Origin of the sequence: Acetobacter malorum, assembly GCF_001580615.1 — a bacterium.
GTDB lineage: Bacteria > Pseudomonadota > Alphaproteobacteria > Acetobacterales > Acetobacteraceae > Acetobacter > Acetobacter malorum.
In genome coordinates, this window is the sequence record NZ_LHZC01000044.1 from 81,115 (window position 1) to 100,025 (window position 18,911).

The 18,911-nt window shown below is 53.9% G+C and carries 28 protein-coding genes and 2 tRNA genes; 24 read left to right on the top strand and 6 right to left on the bottom strand.

Annotated elements, in window-relative coordinates; translation table 11 throughout:
• Positions 1 to 4 precede the first annotated feature (4 nt).
• Both AD930_RS17365 and AD930_RS05595 read right to left on the bottom strand, forming a co-directional pair.
• Complete coding sequence (locus tag AD930_RS17365) at positions 5 to 415, bottom strand: PIN-like domain-containing protein (protein ID WP_082781720.1); 411 nt, start codon at positions 413 to 415, stop codon at positions 5 to 7.
• Positions 412 to 1,104, bottom strand: a complete 693-nt coding sequence (locus AD930_RS05595; RefSeq protein ID WP_061505424.1) for a hypothetical protein — start codon at positions 1,102 to 1,104, stop codon at positions 412 to 414. The genes AD930_RS17365 and AD930_RS05595 overlap by 4 nt, the downstream gene beginning before the upstream one ends.
• Before the next feature lie 412 nt (positions 1,105 to 1,516).
• Between AD930_RS05595 and AD930_RS05600 the strand changes: the two genes are divergently transcribed.
• Both AD930_RS05600 and AD930_RS17710 read left to right on the top strand, forming a co-directional pair.
• On the top strand, positions 1,517 to 1,942 hold the full coding sequence (locus tag AD930_RS05600) for a RusA family crossover junction endodeoxyribonuclease (protein WP_061505425.1): 426 nt from the start codon (positions 1,517 to 1,519) through the stop codon (positions 1,940 to 1,942).
• Entirely contained in the window at positions 1,939 to 2,127 is a 189-nt protein-coding gene (locus AD930_RS17710) for a hypothetical protein (RefSeq protein WP_156476869.1), read from the top strand. Before AD930_RS05600 ends, AD930_RS17710 begins: the two co-directional genes overlap by 4 nt.
• Before the next feature lie 276 nt (positions 2,128 to 2,403).
• Here the strand turns inward: AD930_RS17710 and AD930_RS05605 are convergent, their stop codons facing one another.
• A complete protein-coding gene (locus AD930_RS05605; protein ID WP_061505426.1) occupies positions 2,404 to 2,649 on the bottom strand; it encodes a helix-turn-helix domain-containing protein in 246 nt (81 codons plus the stop codon).
• Positions 2,650 to 2,953: 304 nt separating this feature from the next.
• Between AD930_RS05605 and AD930_RS05610 the strand changes: the two genes are divergently transcribed.
• From AD930_RS05610 to AD930_RS05680, 16 genes are all read left to right on the top strand, one after another.
• Positions 2,954 to 3,193 (top strand): hypothetical protein, encoded by a 240-nt coding sequence (locus tag AD930_RS05610; RefSeq protein ID WP_061505427.1) that lies wholly within the window; start codon positions 2,954 to 2,956, stop codon positions 3,191 to 3,193.
• Positions 3,190 to 3,378 carry a hypothetical protein gene (locus AD930_RS05615; RefSeq protein WP_061505428.1) on the top strand — a complete coding sequence of 63 codons (189 nt, stop codon included), beginning with the start codon at positions 3,190 to 3,192 and terminating at the stop codon, positions 3,376 to 3,378. Before AD930_RS05610 ends, AD930_RS05615 begins: the two co-directional genes overlap by 4 nt.
• A complete protein-coding gene (locus AD930_RS05620) occupies positions 3,375 to 3,641 on the top strand; it encodes a hypothetical protein (protein WP_061505429.1) in 267 nt (88 codons plus the stop codon). The genes AD930_RS05615 and AD930_RS05620 overlap by 4 nt, the downstream gene beginning before the upstream one ends.
• Positions 3,638 to 3,901: a hypothetical protein gene (locus tag AD930_RS05625; RefSeq protein ID WP_061505430.1), complete on the top strand. Its 264-nt coding sequence runs from the start codon at positions 3,638 to 3,640 to the stop codon at positions 3,899 to 3,901. The genes AD930_RS05620 and AD930_RS05625 overlap by 4 nt, the downstream gene beginning before the upstream one ends.
• The gene (locus AD930_RS05630) at positions 3,894 to 4,151 is read left to right on the top strand and encodes a hypothetical protein (protein ID WP_061505431.1); all 258 of its coding nucleotides are present in this window, start codon (positions 3,894 to 3,896) and stop codon (positions 4,149 to 4,151) included. The genes AD930_RS05625 and AD930_RS05630 overlap by 8 nt, the downstream gene beginning before the upstream one ends.
• 72 nt (positions 4,152 to 4,223) lie before the next feature.
• Entirely contained in the window at positions 4,224 to 4,502 is a 279-nt protein-coding gene (locus AD930_RS05635) for a hypothetical protein (RefSeq protein WP_061505432.1), read from the top strand.
• A 91-nt stretch (positions 4,503 to 4,593) separates the two neighbouring features.
• Positions 4,594 to 4,740, top strand: coding sequence for a hypothetical protein (locus tag AD930_RS18060; protein ID WP_167375143.1), 147 nt, complete (start codon positions 4,594 to 4,596; stop codon positions 4,738 to 4,740).
• 118 nt (positions 4,741 to 4,858) lie between these two features.
• Entirely contained in the window at positions 4,859 to 5,728 is an 870-nt protein-coding gene (locus AD930_RS05645) for a hypothetical protein (protein WP_061505434.1), read from the top strand.
• Positions 5,725 to 6,537: a bifunctional DNA primase/polymerase gene (locus tag AD930_RS05650; protein ID WP_061505435.1), complete on the top strand. Its 813-nt coding sequence runs from the start codon at positions 5,725 to 5,727 to the stop codon at positions 6,535 to 6,537. Before AD930_RS05645 ends, AD930_RS05650 begins: the two co-directional genes overlap by 4 nt.
• A complete protein-coding gene (locus AD930_RS05655) occupies positions 6,534 to 7,925 on the top strand; it encodes a phage/plasmid primase, P4 family (RefSeq protein WP_061505436.1) in 1,392 nt (463 codons plus the stop codon). The genes AD930_RS05650 and AD930_RS05655 overlap by 4 nt, the downstream gene beginning before the upstream one ends.
• A 133-nt stretch (positions 7,926 to 8,058) precedes the next feature.
• Complete coding sequence (locus AD930_RS17715) at positions 8,059 to 8,277, top strand: hypothetical protein (RefSeq protein WP_156476871.1); 219 nt, start codon at positions 8,059 to 8,061, stop codon at positions 8,275 to 8,277.
• Between the two features lie 212 nt (positions 8,278 to 8,489).
• Positions 8,490 to 9,056, top strand: coding sequence for a recombinase family protein (locus AD930_RS05660; protein WP_061505437.1), 567 nt, complete (start codon positions 8,490 to 8,492; stop codon positions 9,054 to 9,056).
• Between the two features lie 162 nt (positions 9,057 to 9,218).
• Entirely contained in the window at positions 9,219 to 9,572 is a 354-nt protein-coding gene (locus AD930_RS05665) for a hypothetical protein (protein WP_061505438.1), read from the top strand.
• Complete coding sequence (locus AD930_RS05670) at positions 9,569 to 10,981, top strand: terminase large subunit domain-containing protein (protein ID WP_061505439.1); 1,413 nt, start codon at positions 9,569 to 9,571, stop codon at positions 10,979 to 10,981. The genes AD930_RS05665 and AD930_RS05670 overlap by 4 nt, the downstream gene beginning before the upstream one ends.
• Entirely contained in the window at positions 10,981 to 11,733 is a 753-nt protein-coding gene (locus AD930_RS05675) for a DUF2213 domain-containing protein (protein WP_061505440.1), read from the top strand. Before AD930_RS05670 ends, AD930_RS05675 begins: the two co-directional genes overlap by 1 nt.
• A 5-nt stretch (positions 11,734 to 11,738) precedes the next feature.
• Positions 11,739 to 12,413: a hypothetical protein gene (locus AD930_RS05680; protein ID WP_061505456.1), complete on the top strand. Its 675-nt coding sequence runs from the start codon at positions 11,739 to 11,741 to the stop codon at positions 12,411 to 12,413.
• A 196-nt stretch (positions 12,414 to 12,609) separates the two neighbouring features.
• On the opposite strand, the gene AD930_RS05685 is transcribed toward AD930_RS05680, so the two are convergent.
• Together AD930_RS05685 and AD930_RS05690 are read right to left on the bottom strand one after the other, a co-directional pair.
• A tRNA-Ala gene (locus AD930_RS05685) sits at positions 12,610 to 12,685 on the bottom strand.
• 84 nt (positions 12,686 to 12,769) lie between these two features.
• On the bottom strand, positions 12,770 to 13,402 hold the full coding sequence (locus AD930_RS05690; RefSeq protein WP_061505441.1) for a Maf family protein: 633 nt from the start codon (positions 13,400 to 13,402) through the stop codon (positions 12,770 to 12,772).
• Positions 13,403 to 13,770: 368 nt separating this feature from the next.
• On the opposite strand from AD930_RS05690, the gene hemE reads away from it, so the two are divergent.
• The 3 genes from hemE to hemJ are packed head-to-tail and all read left to right on the top strand — an operon-like array spanning position 13,771 to position 16,000.
• Positions 13,771 to 14,853 (top strand): uroporphyrinogen decarboxylase, encoded by a 1,083-nt coding sequence (hemE, locus tag AD930_RS05695; protein ID WP_061505442.1) that lies wholly within the window; start codon positions 13,771 to 13,773, stop codon positions 14,851 to 14,853.
• The gene (locus AD930_RS05700; protein ID WP_061505443.1) at positions 14,850 to 15,542 is read left to right on the top strand and encodes an HAD family hydrolase; all 693 of its coding nucleotides are present in this window, start codon (positions 14,850 to 14,852) and stop codon (positions 15,540 to 15,542) included. The genes hemE and AD930_RS05700 overlap by 4 nt, the downstream gene beginning before the upstream one ends.
• A 5-nt stretch (positions 15,543 to 15,547) precedes the next feature.
• Positions 15,548 to 16,000, top strand: a complete 453-nt coding sequence (hemJ, locus tag AD930_RS05705; protein WP_061505444.1) for a protoporphyrinogen oxidase HemJ — start codon at positions 15,548 to 15,550, stop codon at positions 15,998 to 16,000.
• 240 nt (positions 16,001 to 16,240) lie between these two features.
• Here hemJ and AD930_RS05710 read toward each other — a convergent pair whose 3' ends face one another.
• The gene (locus AD930_RS05710; RefSeq protein ID WP_061505445.1) at positions 16,241 to 16,816 is read right to left on the bottom strand and encodes an NUDIX domain-containing protein; all 576 of its coding nucleotides are present in this window, start codon (positions 16,814 to 16,816) and stop codon (positions 16,241 to 16,243) included.
• Between the two features lie 70 nt (positions 16,817 to 16,886).
• On the opposite strand from AD930_RS05710, the gene AD930_RS05715 reads away from it, so the two are divergent.
• The 3 genes from AD930_RS05715 (at position 16,887) to AD930_RS05725 (ending at position 18,911) form a co-directional block, all read left to right on the top strand.
• Positions 16,887 to 18,092, top strand: a complete 1,206-nt coding sequence (locus AD930_RS05715) for an MFS transporter (RefSeq protein ID WP_061505446.1) — start codon at positions 16,887 to 16,889, stop codon at positions 18,090 to 18,092.
• A gap of 88 nt (positions 18,093 to 18,180) precedes the next feature.
• A complete protein-coding gene (locus AD930_RS05720; RefSeq protein WP_061501797.1) occupies positions 18,181 to 18,765 on the top strand; it encodes an LOG family protein in 585 nt (194 codons plus the stop codon).
• 87 nt (positions 18,766 to 18,852) lie between these two features.
• Positions 18,853 to 18,911 (top strand) — tRNA-Pro (locus AD930_RS05725).

Here is an 18,911-nt window from a genome sequence, read left to right on the forward strand (position 1 = left end):
ATAACTATAGAGGCATAGGTTTAAATTTACCTGATTTTGATATAGGTAATTCAAACAAAGACCCGCCGCCTAATTGAGTTACAAACACCTCTATTTCTGGCCAGCGCCAAATCAATATTGATGCTTGCTGATTAATAGGCGTTTTTTGATATGCAGGAGCCAAAACGAATCCTATCAATTTTGCCTGACGGAAAGCTAATCGTTCTGCTTTATTTTTTTGAATCCGGCCATCACCTGTAATAACAAGCCATACTTCACGACTGTTACCTAGCATATCCATCCACACGACATCTTTCGCATGCCTGCCACAAGGCAATGTGGAGATATGATGAGCAGAATGACCACTGTTCTGCACAAACCCGTTAAGCGTGGATGCAAGCACAGGAGACGTACAGTTATCGAAAAAAATTTTCACGCGGCAAGAACTGCACTAGCAATCTGTTCTTGAAAAGCAACCGCTTTCCTGACGGCTTTGACGGAGACGCTCCACGCTTTTGCGGCCTTTTCGATTGAACCTTCAGCTTTGACCGCGTTCGCTAGCTGCTCTGCCGGGACTGAGGTTTCCTGCTCAATTGGCTTTCCGAACGACCGTTCTGGATCAATCAATATCCCGGCTTTCTGACCCCGCGGCCACCATTTGGCGGGATAATTGCCATCAAACTCAATGTCCCTAAGGCTGTCTTTTACAACCCTAGGAAACGCATATTGCTTCTTGAAGAGGTCTAGGCATTCTGGCTCTTCATCTAGATTGTCTTTAGCAATCTGAAGGAAGACTGATTTCCCGTCGGTTTTGAGCCACTGTGTTGCCAGCGGTCTCTCCCCCATCACTTCAGTCGCAAGATCAATAGCACGCCTTAATTTCTGTGGTGATATGCCCGCCTTAATGAGCTCAGCAGCAACCCGCGCCTCCAGCATATCACGGAAGCTTATGTAGGTATGACCATCTTCCAAGTCGATTTGGGGTTTCCACAGAGGATCATAATGCTTCCCCCCTACAGCATGCCCACGTAACCAGCGAATGATTTTCTGAGGCTGAACGCCTATCAGACGTCCGGCCTCAGATGGAGTGTAAAGCCCCACCCCTACCAAAGTCTGTGCGTCCATAGCGACACCCACTCCTTAAAGACCTACTTGCATTATTTATGCGCCCAAGAAATTTTTGTCACCTCATCTCTTTTCCTTCTGATAATCATCTAAAAAATAGGCGTTTCCAAATTCCGGAAATCGTTTCTTTTTTTTGACGTGTGCGTTCCCAAAATTCAGACCATCCGTTTCTTTTTGTCGGAAGTTATGGGGGGACAGGTCTAACGGGCTAGGAAACAGAAAATATTTGATGCCAATAGTTAACGATTATGCGTCTTATTTCGGCTCCAAATTTCGCAATGAAAACTGAGTTCTTCACTGAAGCCGCTTAATACCGTGCTATGTGGTACCGTGTGTTTTTATGTGTTGGCTTATTATTTTTTGTGTTTGTTATTTTGTGTACTTGTTTCCGAATTAGTACTACGTTTCCGGCATGGAACTTGCCTCCCCAACACCGCCAATTTACCGCATCACCATCCCCGGCCTGCTGAGGGCCAAAGGCCGCCCGCGCTTCGGCAATGGCCGGACTTTCACGGATGCAAAAACGGTGCAGGCCGAGAAGCATATCCAGCACCACGCCATGGAGCAGATCGGCAAGCCGTGCCTGACCGGGCCGCTGCACGCTTCCCTGACGATCAACATTGCCCCTCCGCCCTCATGGAGCCGGAAGAAGACTGCTGATGCACTGGCAGGCCGCATCCTGCCGACCAGCAGGCCAGACATAGACAATCAGATGAAGACTGCCGCTGATGCTCTGAACGGTATCGCCTGGAAGGATGATGCCCAGATCGTGGATGCCACCCTGTCACGCCGTTACGGGCCGGAGAGCGTGACGGTTATTGAGGTGCGGTCGCTATGACTGGCAAGCGAGGCCCGGACGTGACCGAGCGCCTGAACCTACCGAATAACAGAGGCATGAAAGAGGTGAGCAGGAATCCCCGGTCACCTCGCAAGAGACGCATTCCCCGCAAGCCAGCCCCCGCTCAGATCGAACGGTTTGAAGCCCTCCGGGCGCGGGTGATGGGGATACCGGAAAGCCGGTAAGGGCTTCGGGGAATATCCCGATGCCGGGCGCGTTTCTGAGAACGAGACCCCCTCAAAGGTTGAATTGACCTTACAAAATAAGCAATCTCGCCAATGACGATTTTGCTCACCAGATTTGGGGAGCGTTTCTCACATCTGAGCAATGGAACAAAAGCGGCGATTAAAAGCAGATTCCGAGAGTGCAGGCACCAGAAGGTTCCGGAGCTAATACTATGGTAGCCGCCACAATAAGGAAGACTGCGGCAAACAAAACGCAGGCACCTAATGCTAAGATTTTCATTCTGAACCTTCCTTCCTCAACCTAACCCCAGCCCCACCACCATTCTCTTCAATGAACTCGACGCCGGCGGTTTCCAGGGCGGAGCGGATGGCGGAGAGGGTGCGGGGGTGAGGTGACCGCTTTCCAGACTCAAAGTCGGCCAACGTAGCGACAGCAACTTGTGATGCTTCTGCCAATTCATTGCGCGTCATACGGAGCATGGCCCGAGCTCCGAGGCATTGTTCAGATGTTATATCTGACATCAGTTCTCACACTTGACTTTATCCAATATCAGTCTTTATAACTGACTTCGGTTGAAAAGCCAAACGGCCCGCTTTGGAAGGTGAGATTTCCGAAGCAGGCCTGACCACAGACTTGAGGACACAAGCCGATGGCTAAGCACGCCCATAACGTACGGGCTCGCGCCTGTACATTCATTTGTTCCCCTATGTGGGGGAATTTACTCGCTCTCTTTGTTCCAGTCCTTGCCGCGCTTGCCATTATCTGGCTTGGCACGCCTGACCCGGTTGCATCCGGTCACGCAGCCTTGGCGCTGGAGGCTGTGCGATGAGCGCCCCCACACTTCTTGAGGCCACCGTCTCTCTTGAATGGCAGGCCAAATACATCCGCCGCGCAACCGCCGTAGCCGAAGCACTCGCTCACTTTGCAGCTGGGGAAGGCAGTAATGACCGAGAAGGCGATGCGGACATCGCGGCCGGAGGAGCACTCTTCCTGTCGTCATACCTCGGAAGGATTGCAGAGGAAGCCGAGAGCAACGCTGCTACTTTCAAGGAAGCGCAGTCATGAGCAATGTGAAAGAAACAGCCCGCTCTGTCATGAACGAGCTTTCCGGCTTGGCCGTTGTCCTGGACGGCCTTCAGGTTTGTCAGGAAGTGCCCCCGATGGACTGGCTGCAATCATGGGTCAACCGACTGCACAATGAACTGGACGCGGCGCTCATCGCAGATTTCCAGAAAGGGGAGCAGTCATGAAAGACCTCTCTGCTGCGTCAGACTTTGAAGAGGGCACTCTCGCCAACCTCAGAAACCCGAAGCTTGTGCTGAATGACGCTCAGCAAATGGCTGCACTCCTCTGCGACATGACCAACAGCCGTGGTGAGCCGCTTTACGAAACGAAGGCTCTCCATTGGTTCACCCATCGTCTCTTAGACCGGCTGGACCTGCTGAACGCCCTGATTGGCGGCTGCCGTCCTGATCCTAAGTTCTTGCAGCGCGAAGGAGAGCCGGAAGCATGACTACTCCCATTCAGGCTGCGACCATCGCGGCCCTCAGCTCCGACCGCTGCTGCTGGAAGGAACCGACCTTCGACTCCGGGCTACCACACAGCCGGAGATATATGCGGGCATGGCGCAAGGTCATCAGAACCAAGGCCCGTGGCATTCAGGATCTGCGCTGCAAGGCCCGGCTGGTCCTGCTGAACGCTGAAGATCCGAACAGCATGGAAGCCAGCCTGGCGCGCGACGTCCTAGCCATGAGCGGAGGGTCTCATGGTTAAGCAGACTTCCGCACCACGGCGGGGCAGTCGGGGAATTTCCCGACTGGCGACACCTGACCGGCTGGACACGGTTCAAATCGCGAGTTGGGAACTGAGCGCCATTGGTGAGTGCCTGGCCGCAATAGGGCTGAACATGGAGCTTGCACCCAGCGATCAGAAGCCACCTGCGGGAGGTACAGGCAACGCTCTGAACTGGCTGGCTGCTGAGATCAACCGACGCTGCGTGCTGATTGATGAGGCTTTGGCATAACTCGTTAGTATTAAAATTTATCCACAATGCGCCATCTTTAGCTTTATTACCTCAAGAAAATCGTGAAATATCATGAAAAAACAAGAAGTTATTAAAATACTTGCGCCCGGTACCGCCTTAAGGTATGAATTTATCACCATCGCAAAAGTGCGTCTGAATGCTTCTTACTGCTTTCAGATTGACACCCTCGCGGGGGTTTGGTACCAACTTAGTCACAGTCGATTTTCTGTATTCAGCGCACTCCGCACCATGCGGGCTGCGCTTTTTTTTGTTCTCACTCAAATCGTAATCAACATGCAGGCAACGGATGGTCGCAAGATCAGCCGCGCTTCCGTACGTCTGCATGCGTAGGAGCAAACAAATGACTTTTCAGCCTGAAAACACTGGATCCAGCGCGCTCCCTCTCATGGTGTCCGTTTCCGACGCACCAAAAGTATTCGGGATGTCTCGCTCACATGCTTATCGCTTGGAGAAGCAGGGGTTGATCGAAATGGTGAAGATGGGCCGAGCCCGCATGATCATTACGGAAAGCATGCAGGCTTACATCAGCAACCTGCGGGCCAATGAAGCCGGTTCACTCCTGAAATAAAAAACGCCGACCTACGTTTCCGTAAGCCGACGCCGTTTTCAACCATCGATCCTGATAATACGGGAAGATTGAGACTGCGTCCAGAAGAAGCGTAGGCAAGTAATGGAAAAAATCCTTTATGAGCACGCAAAAACGTGAACGCCCCCGGCTTACCTTGTTGCCAAAGCCAATCGTGACATCAGGGAAGTGCACATCCGTCGATATTTTATCGGACGGCATTATTGACTGGGACTATGTCAATCACCTGTGGGTGTTTCCCATGCTCCATAATAACAACGGTCGGATCTACGCGCCGTGCGTTGTTTTTGTGAATGGGTCATGGGCCATGATCGGTCCAATCGGAACGCTGGATGAAGCCCGTCAATTGTGTTTTCGGTGGTCTGCGCTGCATGACAAGGGTGTAAAAGATAAATCAGATCCGCCCGCACCGTTCGGCGTCTCGCCTGAGGGTTCAATTGTCGATGTCAGGCTATTTGAACTGGGTGATTCTCTCCCCGGGGATCCATGGCACTATGATGAGAAGACAGGCGAGTTTCGTCTTAACCTCATCGTTCTCGGGGTAGAACTGGCAAACAGCGCCCTATGCGCAGATATCACCCTTGAAGAGCGCATTGCTGACATGGATGCAAAGCTGAAGAAGGTGGAAGGCACTTTGCGGTCTTGCGATACCGTTCAGCCCCACCTTGCAAAAGCTTACGTTGCCAAAGCCAGAGAAGCCGCCGTGTTTTGGCTGACAGAATTGCAAGCTGAGGAAGATGCCGAGGTCGAAACCCCAGAGGAGGATGGCCGGTCTTTTGCTGACGCGGTGCGTAAAGAGGGTGTCACCTATGAGCAGGCAGTATTGAAGCTCGGAAAATACCTAGGTGATATCTATTCCAATATCAGGAACGAGGACGGCACACCTCTCGCCGATACTGAGGAGCGCAAGCACAAGGCCTATAAAGCGGGCGTTGAGCGCCTCGCTTATTTTGCAGGGGTGTCAGCATGAGCGCGGCCTTCGATTTGCCCCAGAGCGCGATGCTTGCCAGCCCGGTGTCACTCTATGCGCGGAGGTTGGCACGGCACGGTTTGAAGGTTTTCCCCTGTCAGGAGGACAAAAAACCTGCCTGCAAATGGGGTGAACTGGCCACGACCCGTCCTGAAGGCATTCCCATGTTGTGGCGCACTTATCCGGGCGTGTTGATCGGCGTGGCAACAGGGGCAGATTCTGGCTTCGATGTTTTAGATATCGACCTGTATAAGCCTGAGGCCGACGACTGGTATCAGGAGCACTGCGCCCGGATGCCACGAACACGCATGCACCGCACCCGGTCGGGAGGCCTGCATCTCCTGTTCAGGCACCGGGAAAACATGCGGAACAGCGCCGGGAAAATTGCTACCGGTGTCGATGTGCGCGGTGACGGCGGATATATCATCTGGTGGCCTGCTGCCGGGTGTGAAATCGTTGATAAGAGCCCAGCCCAGCAATGGCCGGCGTGGCTGGTCGAGATGGCACAGCCGCCATTGCTTCCTAAAGCAAACATCATGAATAAGCCGCTAGATCTGCGGAATATCGAAAAGAAAGTTCAGAACGCTGTGCGATGCGCGGTTCATGCCGTTGCCTCTGCTCCAGAAGGTGGCCGTAATGACCGGCTGAATGCTGAGACGTTCTCGCTGGCTCGCTTTATTCCTGAAGGGCATCTGACCGCCACGGATATCGCCTACGCTATGTCTGCTGCCGGCCTACAGGCTGGACTTTCAGAGCCAGAAATCCAAAAAACGATTGCGTCTGCCCTGCGGGCGAGGGCGGGTGTATGACGGAAGCTGCCAATACAGATAAAGCTGTTCAGGATGGCCTAAGGAAAGCACTGACCACGCCAGGGAGCAACGGTTACTCCCTACTCACGGAACACGGGATGGCCGCCGCTTTTACAGAGCGTTACAAGGACATGCTCCGTTACGACCATAAGGCCGGGCGCTGGTTCTTGTGGATGGACACACATTGGAAGGAAGACACCACACACCGGGCGTTCAGCTATGCTCGGATGCTAGTAGCGGAAGCTAACAAGAATAGTGAGTTCAAAGAACAGGCCCTGACTGGAAAAGCATCTTTCTGTGGTGGCGTAGAACGGTTTGCCCGTACTGACCCGGCACATGCAGTAGTGCCAGAAGACTGGGATAAAGACCCCTATCTATTAGCCACCCCCGGCGGCACCGTTGACCTACACACAGGGAAACTGCGCCCTGCCAGCCCAAACGATATGATCACCCGAGTTGCCGCCGTTGCACCGTCAGTGGGGCCTTGTCCGTTATGGTTGCGCTTTCTCAACGAAGCCACCAACGGCGATGCAGAGCTTATCGCGTTCCTGAAGCGGTGGTGCGGCTACTGTCTGACAGGTGACACACGAGAGCACGCCCTGTTATTTGGCTATGGTCCAGGCGGGAACGGGAAAAGTGTATTCCTCAACACGCTATCCCGTATCATGGGTGATTATGCGACCGTAGCAGCCATGGACACGTTTGTGGCCTCACACGGTGATCGGCATTCGACGGATCTGGCCATGCTGCGTGGTGCCAGGCTTGTCACCGCCTCGGAAACGGAGGAAGGCCGGACATGGGCTGAAGCACGCATCAAGCAGATGACCGGTGGAGACCCGATCACGGCGCGTTTTATGCGGCAGGATAATTTCACTTTCCAGCCCCAGTTCAAGCTGACCATCGTTGGCAATCACAAGCCGGTGCTCAAGAACGTGGATGAGGCAGCACGCCGCCGGTTCAATATCGTGCCGTTCATTCACAAGCCCAAAAGCCCGGATAAGGATCTGGAGAGCAAGCTACAGGATGAATGGCCAGGCATTATGCAATGGATGATCGAGGGCTGTCTTGAGTGGCAGCGTGAAGGAATACCGCGTCCTACTGTCGTGCTGGAAGCCACAGCGGAATATTTCGAGGCGCAGGATACGTTCGGGCAGTGGTTGTCTGAACGGTGCATTCGTGACCCCGGCCTTGAAACGAAACCGAACATGTTGCTCAAGGATTTTCAGGAATGGTGCCGGAACAACGGGGAGCCTGAGAGCGACAATAAGCGCATGCGGGGGATGTTGGAGAAGACAAACGGTATTCGCTACGTCAAAACACGCGGCACAAGAGCCGTGAGAGGTATTGGTCTCAAACTTAACGAAAGCCCCCACCAATGGCGAGACTGACAAAAAGGGGGCAGGGTGGGGCAGGGTTATTTGATTTGGCGCCATACGCGCGCGTACATGAGGAATAACGGATTTACCTATCCCCACCCTGCCCCCCTGATGTGTATGATCCTTGAAAAGGAGTAAAACCATCATGACTGACGAATTTCTAATAAACGGAATACCCAAAGATAGCGCGAAAAACACATGGTATTGGTTCAAGCATGTAAGCCAACTGGATGATCCAGCAGCACCACCTGTTCCCTATCATTGGTATGACGGTGAATGGTCCAATGGGCTTGTTGGTGATGACATTAAGAAGGGTAATTACAAGTGTTATGGACCTTGTGAATATCCGGCGCCATGGGGGTGATAAGACGCTCCGAAGAAATCCCACCTGATGGCCAGCCTTGTTCCGCGACGCTGGCACTGAGTTTCCCGCATGAGAGTCCTAAAAAGCAAGCCTTTCGGGACACAGAAAACGTGGGACAAAATAACGGAAAGTCCTTGTCCTAAAAATTACCATTTGACTTTTGAGACGGAGACGGCGTAACTTCTAAGAGGTTTTAGGACATGAGGAACGCCATGAAGATCGGATACGCCCGCGTCTCGACAGTAGATCAGGACGCCGGACTGGAAGCCCAGATACGCGACCTGAAAGATGCTGGCTGCGAGAAGATTTTTGCAGAGAAGATCAGTGGCACGGATAGCAAGAGACCTGAGCTTCTGGAAGCCTTGGGATATGGCCGCCCTGGTGATGTGCTGGTTGTGACAAAGCCCGACCGTCTGGCCCGCTCTACTGCTGATCTTTTAAGCTATGTTAAGACACTTCGAGAAAAAGACTGCGGCCTCATTGTCCTTTCAATGAATGGCACCACACTGGACACCACCAGCCCTACGTCAAAGCTTATGCTGACCATGCTTGCCGCTGTGGCTGAGTTTGAACGTGACCTGATGCTGGAACGCCAGCGGGAGGGCATTGCCAAAGCCAAGGCCGAAGGCCGCCCCATGGGCCGTCCTCGTACCGTCCTTTCAAAGACCGAGACCATCCGCCAATTGAGACAAAAAGGCCTCTCTGCAGCCGATATTGCACGCAAGTTGGGCATCGCCAGATCTGGTGTCTATCGTGCCCTAGAAACAGAAAAAGTATAAAGCCAATCCGTAACAATTCGTGATGTGGTCATTGTGTAGTGTCTCTATGTGTTTCCCACTGTGTCTGATTGTTTCTGTATCTATGGAATAACCCTTTCATATCAAGGGTGTTTCCTATTTTAATATTTGTAGTGCAAAAAATACCCCTGATATAAAGGAGGTATGAAAAAGATAGGCCCCTATTCAAGACCAGATACCCTCAAGAAACTCGACGGTAGGAGCAAAGAAGCACGACTGCTCAAAGACGTGCGCTCAGCACTGATCGACCATGTAGGCGGCGCACCCTCTGTCACCCAGCTCGCTCTGATTGATCGGGCCTCTTGGCTCACCCTCCACATGACCATGATGGACAGCCACATGCTGGCTGGTGGCGCTCCTGCCGAGCGGGATGCACGCCAGTATCTGGCATGGGCCAATACGCTCACTCGCACCATGCGCTCTCTCGGCTTGGATAAGGCTCCCGCTGTAGCCCGCGGGCTCGATGCTCTGTTGGCAGAACGGAGAACCCGAGCATGAGCATGACCGTTTTGCAGGCCATGCACGATCCGGATCTCTTCGGAGCTGAGTTCGATGCGCCGACCTGGACTGCATGGGAAGCCTTCCTTGCCGCCTTACTGGGTGAGGAAATGACAGATGAGCAAAAGACCATCTGCCATCTGCACACAGGCCGCACAGACCTTCCTCTGGAGGCATTCAGGCGTGCAGCTCTTATCTGTGGCCGCCGTGCGGGCAAAAGCCGGGTGCTGGCTCTTCTGGGCACTTGTCTGGCTACCCTCAAAGATTATCGCCCGTACCTATCCGCCGGTGAGGTAGCGACGGTGGGTATCATCGCAGCAGACCGCAAGCAGGCCCGTACCATCTTCCGCTACGTGCGCGGCCTGATTGCCCTCGTGCCAGAAATGGAAGCTGAGGTGACACGGGAAACAGATGAAATCATAGAGATGGCAGGCCGCCGTGTTGTGATTGAAATAGGCACCGCCAGCTTCCGTGCAACCCGTGGCTACACCTATGCCGCTGTGCTCTGCGACGAGATTGCCTTCTGGCGCGATGACAGCAGCGCCAACCCGGATGAAGAGATCCTGCGTGCCCTCCGTCCAGGTCTGGCGACTATTCCCGGATCCATGCTGCTGCTGGCATCCAGTCCCTATGCCCGGCGCGGCGTGCTCTGGAAAACCTTCAAACGCTATTACGGGCAGGAGGGAGCCTCCACGCTGGTTTGGAAAGCTGCCACCCGTGAGATGAATCCTGAATTTGATGAGCAGGAGGAGCGGGAAGCGTATGAAGAAGATCCGGCAGCCGCTGCTGCAGAATATGGGGCAGAGTTCCGGAGTGACATCGCCTCCTTCGTGGCACCGGAGGTGATTGAAGGCTGCACGGCAGCAGGCCGCTATGAACTCCCGCGCGATAGTCGGCACCGCTACGTTGCCTTTGTGGACCCTTCAGGAGGGTCATCTGACAGCATGACGCTGGCCATCGCTCATCAGGAAAGCGAATGCGCGGTGCTGGACCTTGTGCGGGAAAAGAAAGCCCCCTTCAGCCCGGAAAGCACCGTTGTGGAATTCTGCGAAACACTGAAAGCCTATGGCGTCACCTCCGTCACTGGCGACCGTTACGCAGGGGAATGGCCGCGTGAGCAGTTCCGTAAGAATGGCGTGGAATACAATCTTTCCGAGAAGGTGAGGTCTGATCTTTATCGTGACCTTCTGCCTGTTCTCAATTCTGGAAAAGTTGAGTTGTTGGACATTCCCGTGCTGTCACGCCAGCTCTCAGGCCTGGAACGTAGGACTGCGCGCGGCGGGAAAGACAGCATCGACCATGCGCCAGGAGGACACGACGACGTCGCAAACGCAGTGGCAGGTGTCGTCGCCCTGACATCTAACAAGCAACTCCCGCGGTTCTCCCGTGAATTTTTGGAAAAAATCTGATGCCACATTTCCTCTCTATGGCTTTTGACCGGTCTGTAAGGGAGACGTCACCAGAAGGTCACCTGCGCATCAATCGCTGCATTCTGAGTGCTGCAACTGTATCACCTTATTTGGGCAAAGAGATTGTTGATGGCGCGCGGCTGGGGTTTCGTCCTGACGTTATCTATCAGCTCTACCGTGACCCGCAGGCCCTCGCAAAAGCGGCTGATACAATGAATGGCAAGCCCATTCTGATGCAGCACCGCGCCGTTTCTTCAACTGATCATCCGGCAGATATCACGGTGGGTGCGGTTTCAGATGTCAGGTTTGAAAACCCGAACCTGATTGGTGCTCTGACCATCTGGGACCGTTCTGCCATCTCAGCCATTGAAAATGGCTCACAGCGCGGCGTTTCTGCTGGGTATCGGTACCGCGTCCAACCTGGCGCCGGCTTTATCAATGGCCAGAGATATGACGGCCGTATGGTTGATATCTCCTTCAATCACCTCGCCCTTGTTGCAGAGCCTCGCGTAACAACGGCGATCATTGGCGACTCTCTCCCGAAAGGAATGAAAGTGACAAACGGATACCCCCTGCAGAACAGGAGCGTTTCACAAATTCTGGAAGAACTGACCGCTGCCCCGCAGGAGATTACCTCTTCAACCGCGATGGACAGCCTTGTGAGCCAGCGGTTTGCCGAGCGGCAAGAGCGAGAACGCAAAGCCTTTTCTGAACAGTTCCCCGAAGTTTCACGTATTCAGGTGAAAGGATGATGAAAATGAAAACATCACCAGTTCGCAAAAATCTTGCAGAGACCATTGCGAAAATTAAAGAGACAGAAGTCAGCCTTACTAAAGTTGACACTGCTTACTGGAATGCGACCTCAACACGGGGCAGGCAAGAAAAGGCCCTCGAAGAGGCAAAAGAGAAAGTCCAGGAGGCCCATACTCGAAAAGCATCTTTGATGGCAGACCGGCTGTTGGGACAGAAAGTGACAGATGCCGATCCCGTCGATGCTGCAGAAGAAATGGAACGAGAAGCCCAGCTTTCTCTGCGCGAAACCGAGGCTGTCATTAATGAACTCAAACGCCGGAAGGGGCAGTTGGAAGAAGAAAGAGAGCGGCTTTCATTCAAAAGAAGCAATCTCATCAAAGAGGTGGTTTCCGAAAGCGCTGTTGCCATCCATCTGCACCGACAGGTTACAGACGCGGCAAAAACTCTCCTTGATGCAACCAAGAGCCTGAGGCTCCTACGCGACCGTGGATGCCGGGTCCCTTACCCCGAAGAGCACAAACCCGCAGGCGATACGTTGGAGCGAATGGATACCTTCCCCTCTTCATGGGTAGAAAACCGAATCCCCGGCGCGCTTCAGCTTGCGGCTCAGTGGGGGAATGCTCTGTCTGCTCTTGAAGAGGACGCTCTTTATCCCCTGCCTGGGGAGGGAAAAGCCTGATGGGTGTCAAAATTACTGGCACCGATTCGAGGCTAAAAACAGATGCTTTCGCACCATGACACGTGCCTTAATGGCAGGCTTAGCCCTACGCCAGAAGCATAGCAGGTATCGAAATCTTTATGAGGGGTTTTAAGAGGGGTACGGAAACCCGACACTCTTAAAAATCTAATCATTTCAAAGGATTAGGAAGGGGAACTGGTGGAGCCAATCGGGATCGAACCGACGACCTCCTGAATGCCATTCAGGCGCTCTCCCAACTGAGCTATGGCCCCACACTGTTCCAGTCAGGCCACGGTGACGTGGCTTGCTTGTGCACGCCTGATACAAGACGATTCCAAGGCTGACAAGTCCCTATTTTACGAAAACAGCACCCCCATCTCCCGCAACCCTTCCAGCAGCGGCAAAAGAGGGAGGCCCAGAATGGCTGTCTGATCCCCCTCCATCCTAGCAAACAGATGCAGGCCGGGTCCTTCAATCCGGTAGGCGCCAACGGAATAGAGACACTCTTCCCCTTCCTCCGCCAGATAGGCCTCCAGAAACGCATCAGAAAAGGTTCGCATGGTCAGGTTGGGCTCAGAGACATGCTGCCACAGCACCTGGCCGTTTCGGCACACCACCACCGCCGTATGCAGCGTATGCGTTTGCCCTCTTAAAGAGAGAAGCTGCTTCCGGGCCGCGTTCAGGTCCGCAGGTTTGTCATACCAGTCCCCTTTGCAGGAGAGCATCTGGTCCGCACCAATCACAAATGCATCGGCACAGGAGACGGAAAGCGCTTTGGCTTCCGCCAGACGGAGGGCAACGGTTTGGGGTGCAGCGCCTTCCGCACGGCCTGCTCTTTTAAGAGGCTCTTCATCCACGGAGGATGAGAGGACGGAAAACGTCAGTCCGGCATTTTCCAGAAGCGTGCGACGAATGGCTGAACCACTCGCCAGAACCAGTTTATGGCGCGAGTCCTGTATTGGAGGCGGTTTGAGTACTAAATCTGACACGAAAGCGAGTCTCTTTCAGGTACTAAGCAATAAGGGGGCTGTGAGTACTCTCCTGAGTACCGGGGTACATGTGGATTGTACGGCGATCATGACAAGCACGTACCGAGTACCGTGCACAACTCGCAAGAGTCATGAACCGGTGAGTTGTACACAGCCTCATTTGGGTACAATCTGGATAACTCTAAAAACCTTAGCATTTCCAACGGTCTGTAATCTGTACACAGTGTGGGAAAGATGGGGTACATTTTTGGAATGGTGGGTACCCCGTCATCCACAGTACCCTTTAACCTCTAAATCCATTTCTATTCTTTTATTTTATATTTTAGGACCGTGGACAGGTTGGACAAAGACGTGCAGGACTTCAGGCCATGATCAGCAAGACAGAAATCCCCCCCTCCAAACGCCTGCTCAGAACATTGAACGGTGAGGCTGTCTGGCCACCGCCAATGTGGCTGATGCGACAGGCAGGACGTTTCCTTCCCGAATTCCGGGCCATGCGTGCCAGAGCAGATTTCCTGACACGCTGCATGACACCGGATATTGCGACAGAGCTGACCTTGCAGCCTATCCGTCGCTTTGGGATGGATGGCGCCATTCTGTTCTCCGATATTCTCATTCTGCCCTGGGCTATGGGGCAGTCGCTTGAGTTTGTTGAAGGCACAGGCCCGGTTCTGGGTGCGATCCGCAGTGAAGCCGATCTCGCAAAACTTGACCCGGCGCGCATTGCAGAGGTGACAGCCCCTGTTCTGGAAACATTGTCCCGCCTGAATGGTATCCTGAACGGACCTGACGATATTGGCGTTGCAAAAGGTGGTGCGACAACACTGCTCGGCTTCACCGGCTCTCCCTTCACCGTCGCTTGCTACATGGTGGAAGGTGGCGGTTCGCGTGAATTCGCTATTACACGCACCATGGCATTTTCCGAACCCGCTCTGTTTGACCGGCTTATGGCGCTGTTAACGGAACAGACCGCAACCTATCTGTGTGCGCAGATTGAAGCGGGCGCTGAAGCGGTCATGCTGTTTGATTCCTGGGCGGGCCTTCTCTCACCAGCAGAATTCCGCAAACATGTCATCGCCCCAACGCGGCAGATCGTGCAGACCATTAAAGCCCGTTACCCCTCCGTGCGTGTGATCGGTTTCCCGCGTCTTGGTGGCGTAATGGTTGCGGAATATGCGCGTGAAACTGGCGTAGATGTTCTGGCACTCGATACCGGAGCAGATTTTGCAACGGTGCGCAGCATGGTGCCGGAGCATGTTGCTCTGCAGGGTAATCTGGACCCTGTTGCTGTTTTGGCGGGTGGTGAAGCCATGCGGCGTGAAGCTCTGGCTGTGCGGAATGCTGGCCGTGGCCGGGCTCACGTTTTCAATCTCGGTCATGGCGTTCTGCCGCAGACGCCCGTTGAGCATGTGGCAGATCTGGTCAAAACAGTGCGGGAGACAGAATTATGACACAGGCTTTAGCGCTTTCTCCTGAAGGACAGCTGAAACTTGTCATTTTCGATTGTGATGGTGTGCTGGTTGATAGTGAGCAGACCTGTTGCCGGATCAGCGCGGAAGAAGCCCGCGCTGCTGGCCTGAATATTCCGGCAGAAAAAGCGGTTGATGAATTTTCCGGCATGGCGCTGCCGGAAATTCAAAAAGATATTGAAAAGAAAACCGGAAAATCTCTTGGTTCTGACTGGGCTAATCGTGTTCAGAAACGCTTTGTCGAGGCCATGAAGAAGGGGGTGGAGCCGATTGATGGTGTCCACGCTATGCTTGATGGCGTGAAAAAACTCGGTCTGCCGGTGCGTGTTGGTTCGAATTCCTCTGTTGAGGAAATGGATGCAAAATTCATAGCTACCGATATGACACACTATTTTACAAACCGGGTTCATTCTGCACGCGATATGGGCGTGCCAAAACCACGCCCGGATGTGTATCTGCACGCCGCTGAGCAGGAAGGTGTTTCTCCTGCAAACTGCGTTGTGCTGGAAGATAGCAATACCGGCGCACGGGCTGCAGTCGATGCCGGGATGATGTGTGTTCTGCTCCGTCCTGGTTCTGAACCCGTGCCGGAGTGGCCAAACCTTGTCCGCATCCGTCATCTTTCAGAGTTCGTGCCGCTTTTACAAAAAGCCTTGCAGAGTCAGGGATAAAAATCATGACCTTTGACGCTCTTCTGCCTTGGGTGCGCTGGATTCTGGCGTTTCACGTCATGTCTGTCATGGCGTGGATGGCCGGATTGTTCTATCTGCCACGTTTGTTTGTCTATCACTGTCAGGTGCAGGTCGGGTCAGAAGAGAGTGAGCGGTTCAAGATCATGGAGCGCAGATTGCTGCGGGCCATTATGAACCCTGCCATGTTTGCCAGTCTGCTGTTTGGCGTAATTCTCGTCTTAACGCCCGGAAGCGTGGACTGGCACGCAGGCTGGTGGCATTCAAAACTTGCAGCCGTTATCGGCATGTTTGCGTTTCATGGATTTTGTTCCCGCTGGCGGCGAGAATTTGCGGAAGACCGGAACCAGCATGCTGAACGGTTTTACCGTATGGCGAATGAAGTGCCGACAGTCCTGATGATGATCATTGTGATCATGGTGATTGTTCGCCCATTCTGAATAATCAAAAAAAAGGCCCCTGATCCTGCTTTGCAAAGAGCCGATAATTGCGGCTTCAACAAACAGGTTCAGGAGCCAGATACGATAAAATTCTGATAAAAATAATCGTTATAAACCAGAATTTTTCATGACATTAGAACGAACATACTCATAAAAACCCTTTAGAATTGAATAGATTTTTCTATATATAATTTTTGTGAATAAATTAAGAAAACTACCATCAGTCGGGTTATTCTCTTTTTAAATCAATGCCTGAGCACGCAGCAGGCCGAAGGCTGAAAGCGTGACCATGCAGGTGATCTCGTTCTTACGGATCATCTCCTCCACTTCTTCCAGTAAAAGCGTGTGGCAGGTCATATCCTGTTCCGTCTCTTCCCGCGCGCTGGGGCCTTGCGTCAGGCCGGTCGCCAGATAGACGTGCCCTTTTTGCGTGGTGAACCCGGCTCCCTGATACATGACGCCGGCATGATGCAGGGTTTTAGCAATCAGCCCTGTCTCTTCCTGTAATTCGCCCGCAGCCAAAGCCTCTGGTGCGGCATCGGGTTGCTCTTCCCACATGCCCATGGGCAATTCCCACAGGCGTTTGCCAATCGGATATCGATACTGGTTGACCAGTGTAACGGTGCGGCGCCCGTCTTCGGTCTCTCCCAGCGGCAGGATAACAACAAATTGACCGCGCTCGACCACCCCATAGAGCCCATCTTTGCCATTAGGCCGCCGAATGATGTCTTCCCTTACGCGGGTCCATGGGTTTTCATAGGCAATACGGGAAGAAAGCGTGACATATCCGCCAGCGTCAGGAAGAGGCTTCGTCATCAAACGGGTCTTTCATCTGGAAATAGGGTCTTAAGCGCGATTTATAGCATCATTTTTTGAGGAATGTTTCATGTCGGAAGGGGCTGTCCGCACGTCCTCGGTTACGTTTGTCATTCTGGCCGTCGTGGTTTTTACGTTGTTTTGTTACACGGATATCGGCCTGCAAATGGCGGTGGTGCCCCTGTTTGTGCGGGAAAAACTCGGCTTCAGTTCCGCCATGGCCGGGTTTGCCGTCTCTGTTCAGTATCTGGCGACCTTTGCCTCGCGTATTGGGGCAGGCAAACGGATTGATACAGGTGGCCCTAAGCGTGTGGTGCTGATGGGCCTGAGCACTGGTGTCCTCTCCGGCCTGCTGCTGGTAGCGGCTGCTCTGCTGGTGTCCTGGCCGCTTCTTTCCCTGCTGTTTGTGCTCGCTGGCCGGATTGCCCTGGGGGTTGCGGAAAGCTGGGTGGCAACGGCGGTCATTGTCTGGAACATCCGCAGGGCAGGGGTCAGCAGAACAGCTCAGGTCATTTCCTGGAATGGTGTGTGTTCCTATGGTGGCATAGCTTTGGGCGCTCCCATTGCCACGATGATCTACCATGGCATTTCCCTCCCCGTGCTGGGCGGTTTTGCGGGGGTTGGGCTGCTCTCTGCTGTGCTAATGGGGGTGGGTATCCCATTAGCTCTGCGTCAGCCTTCTGTGCCCCCTCTGGCGGCGGGAAAGCAGCCATCGTTTTTCACGGTGTTAGGGCTTGTGCTGCCTTATGGGCTGGCGCTTGCGGCGGGGTCAGTCGGCTTTGGGGCTATTTCTGCTTTGCTGGCCCTGTATTTTTCTGATCAGAACTGGAGCGGGGCTGCGTTCGCGCTGGCTCTGTTCGGGCTTACTTTTGTGCTGACGCGTTTTGTTTTCACGCGGCAGATTGCCAAACATGGCGGAAACAGTGTGGCGATTGTCTCCCTGTTTGTGGAGGCTCTGGGTCTGTTTGTGCTGGCCTTTGGTCATAGCGCCGCGTGGGCGGATGCCGGAGCGGCTTTGACCGGGGCCGGGTTTTCTCTGGTGTTTCCTGCGCTGGGTGTGGGCGCTGTGGCGCAGACCGGGCCGGAGAGCAAAGGGGCGGCCATCGGTGCCTTTTCGGTCTGTCTGGACATCGCGATTGGCGTTTCAGGACCCCTGCTGGGGCTGATGATCCCGCTTTGGGGCTACGGAGCCGTCTTTCAGGCCGCCGCTCTCATCAGCCTTATCGGCGTTGTGCTGTGTGTTCTGCTCAAAAAACAGACCCGGCTTGCTCGCTGAAGCAGTCTCGTAAAGATTTTCCGTCCTGTATCCACCGTGAAAACACGGTATGGTTTTTTGCTTACTGAGAAAGAAGGAGAAGGACCGCATGCCCTCTACCCTGAACGCCGTTGCCGTTTTCTGTGGCTCTCGCTTTGGGAAAAGCCCGCTCTACAAACAGGCCGCGCAAAATGTGGGCCAGACATTGGCACAGGCTGGCATCCGTCTGGTGTATGGCGGTGGGGCACATGGGCTGATGGGCGTTGTGGCAGATGCCACTTTGTCCGCAGGTGGCGCGGTAACCGGCGTGATTCCCGATTTTCTGGAAAGCCGGGAGAAAATGCACGAGGGCGTGGCGGAACTGATTGTTACGGACTCGATGCACACCCGGAAGCAGATCATGTTCTCACGGGCAGACGCGTTCTGGATTCTGCCGGGCGGCTTTGGCACGTTTGATGAGATGATGGAAATTCTGACCTGGAAGCAACTGGGCCGACACAGCAAACCGATTATTCTGATTAACGTGGAAAACTGGGCGGATACGCTCCTTGCCGCACTCAATGCTGCCGTGGAGCAGGGCTTTGCCGCCCCCACCGCCCGGGCCATGATTGAGTGTGTACCGGATGTTGAAACCGCTCTGGCGCACTCTCAGAGCGCTGAAAAAACAGATCGGGTGGCTGTTGAACAGCTTTGATCCTGCAGAGAATTACACTTCTCTGCGTTTCAGCTCTTGCTAAGATGGCCTGAGAGCGGTATAGCCCGCTCACGGTCATCGGAGTGTAGCTCAGCCTGGTAGAGCACTGTGTTCGGGACGCAGGGGCCGGAGGTTCGAATCCTCTC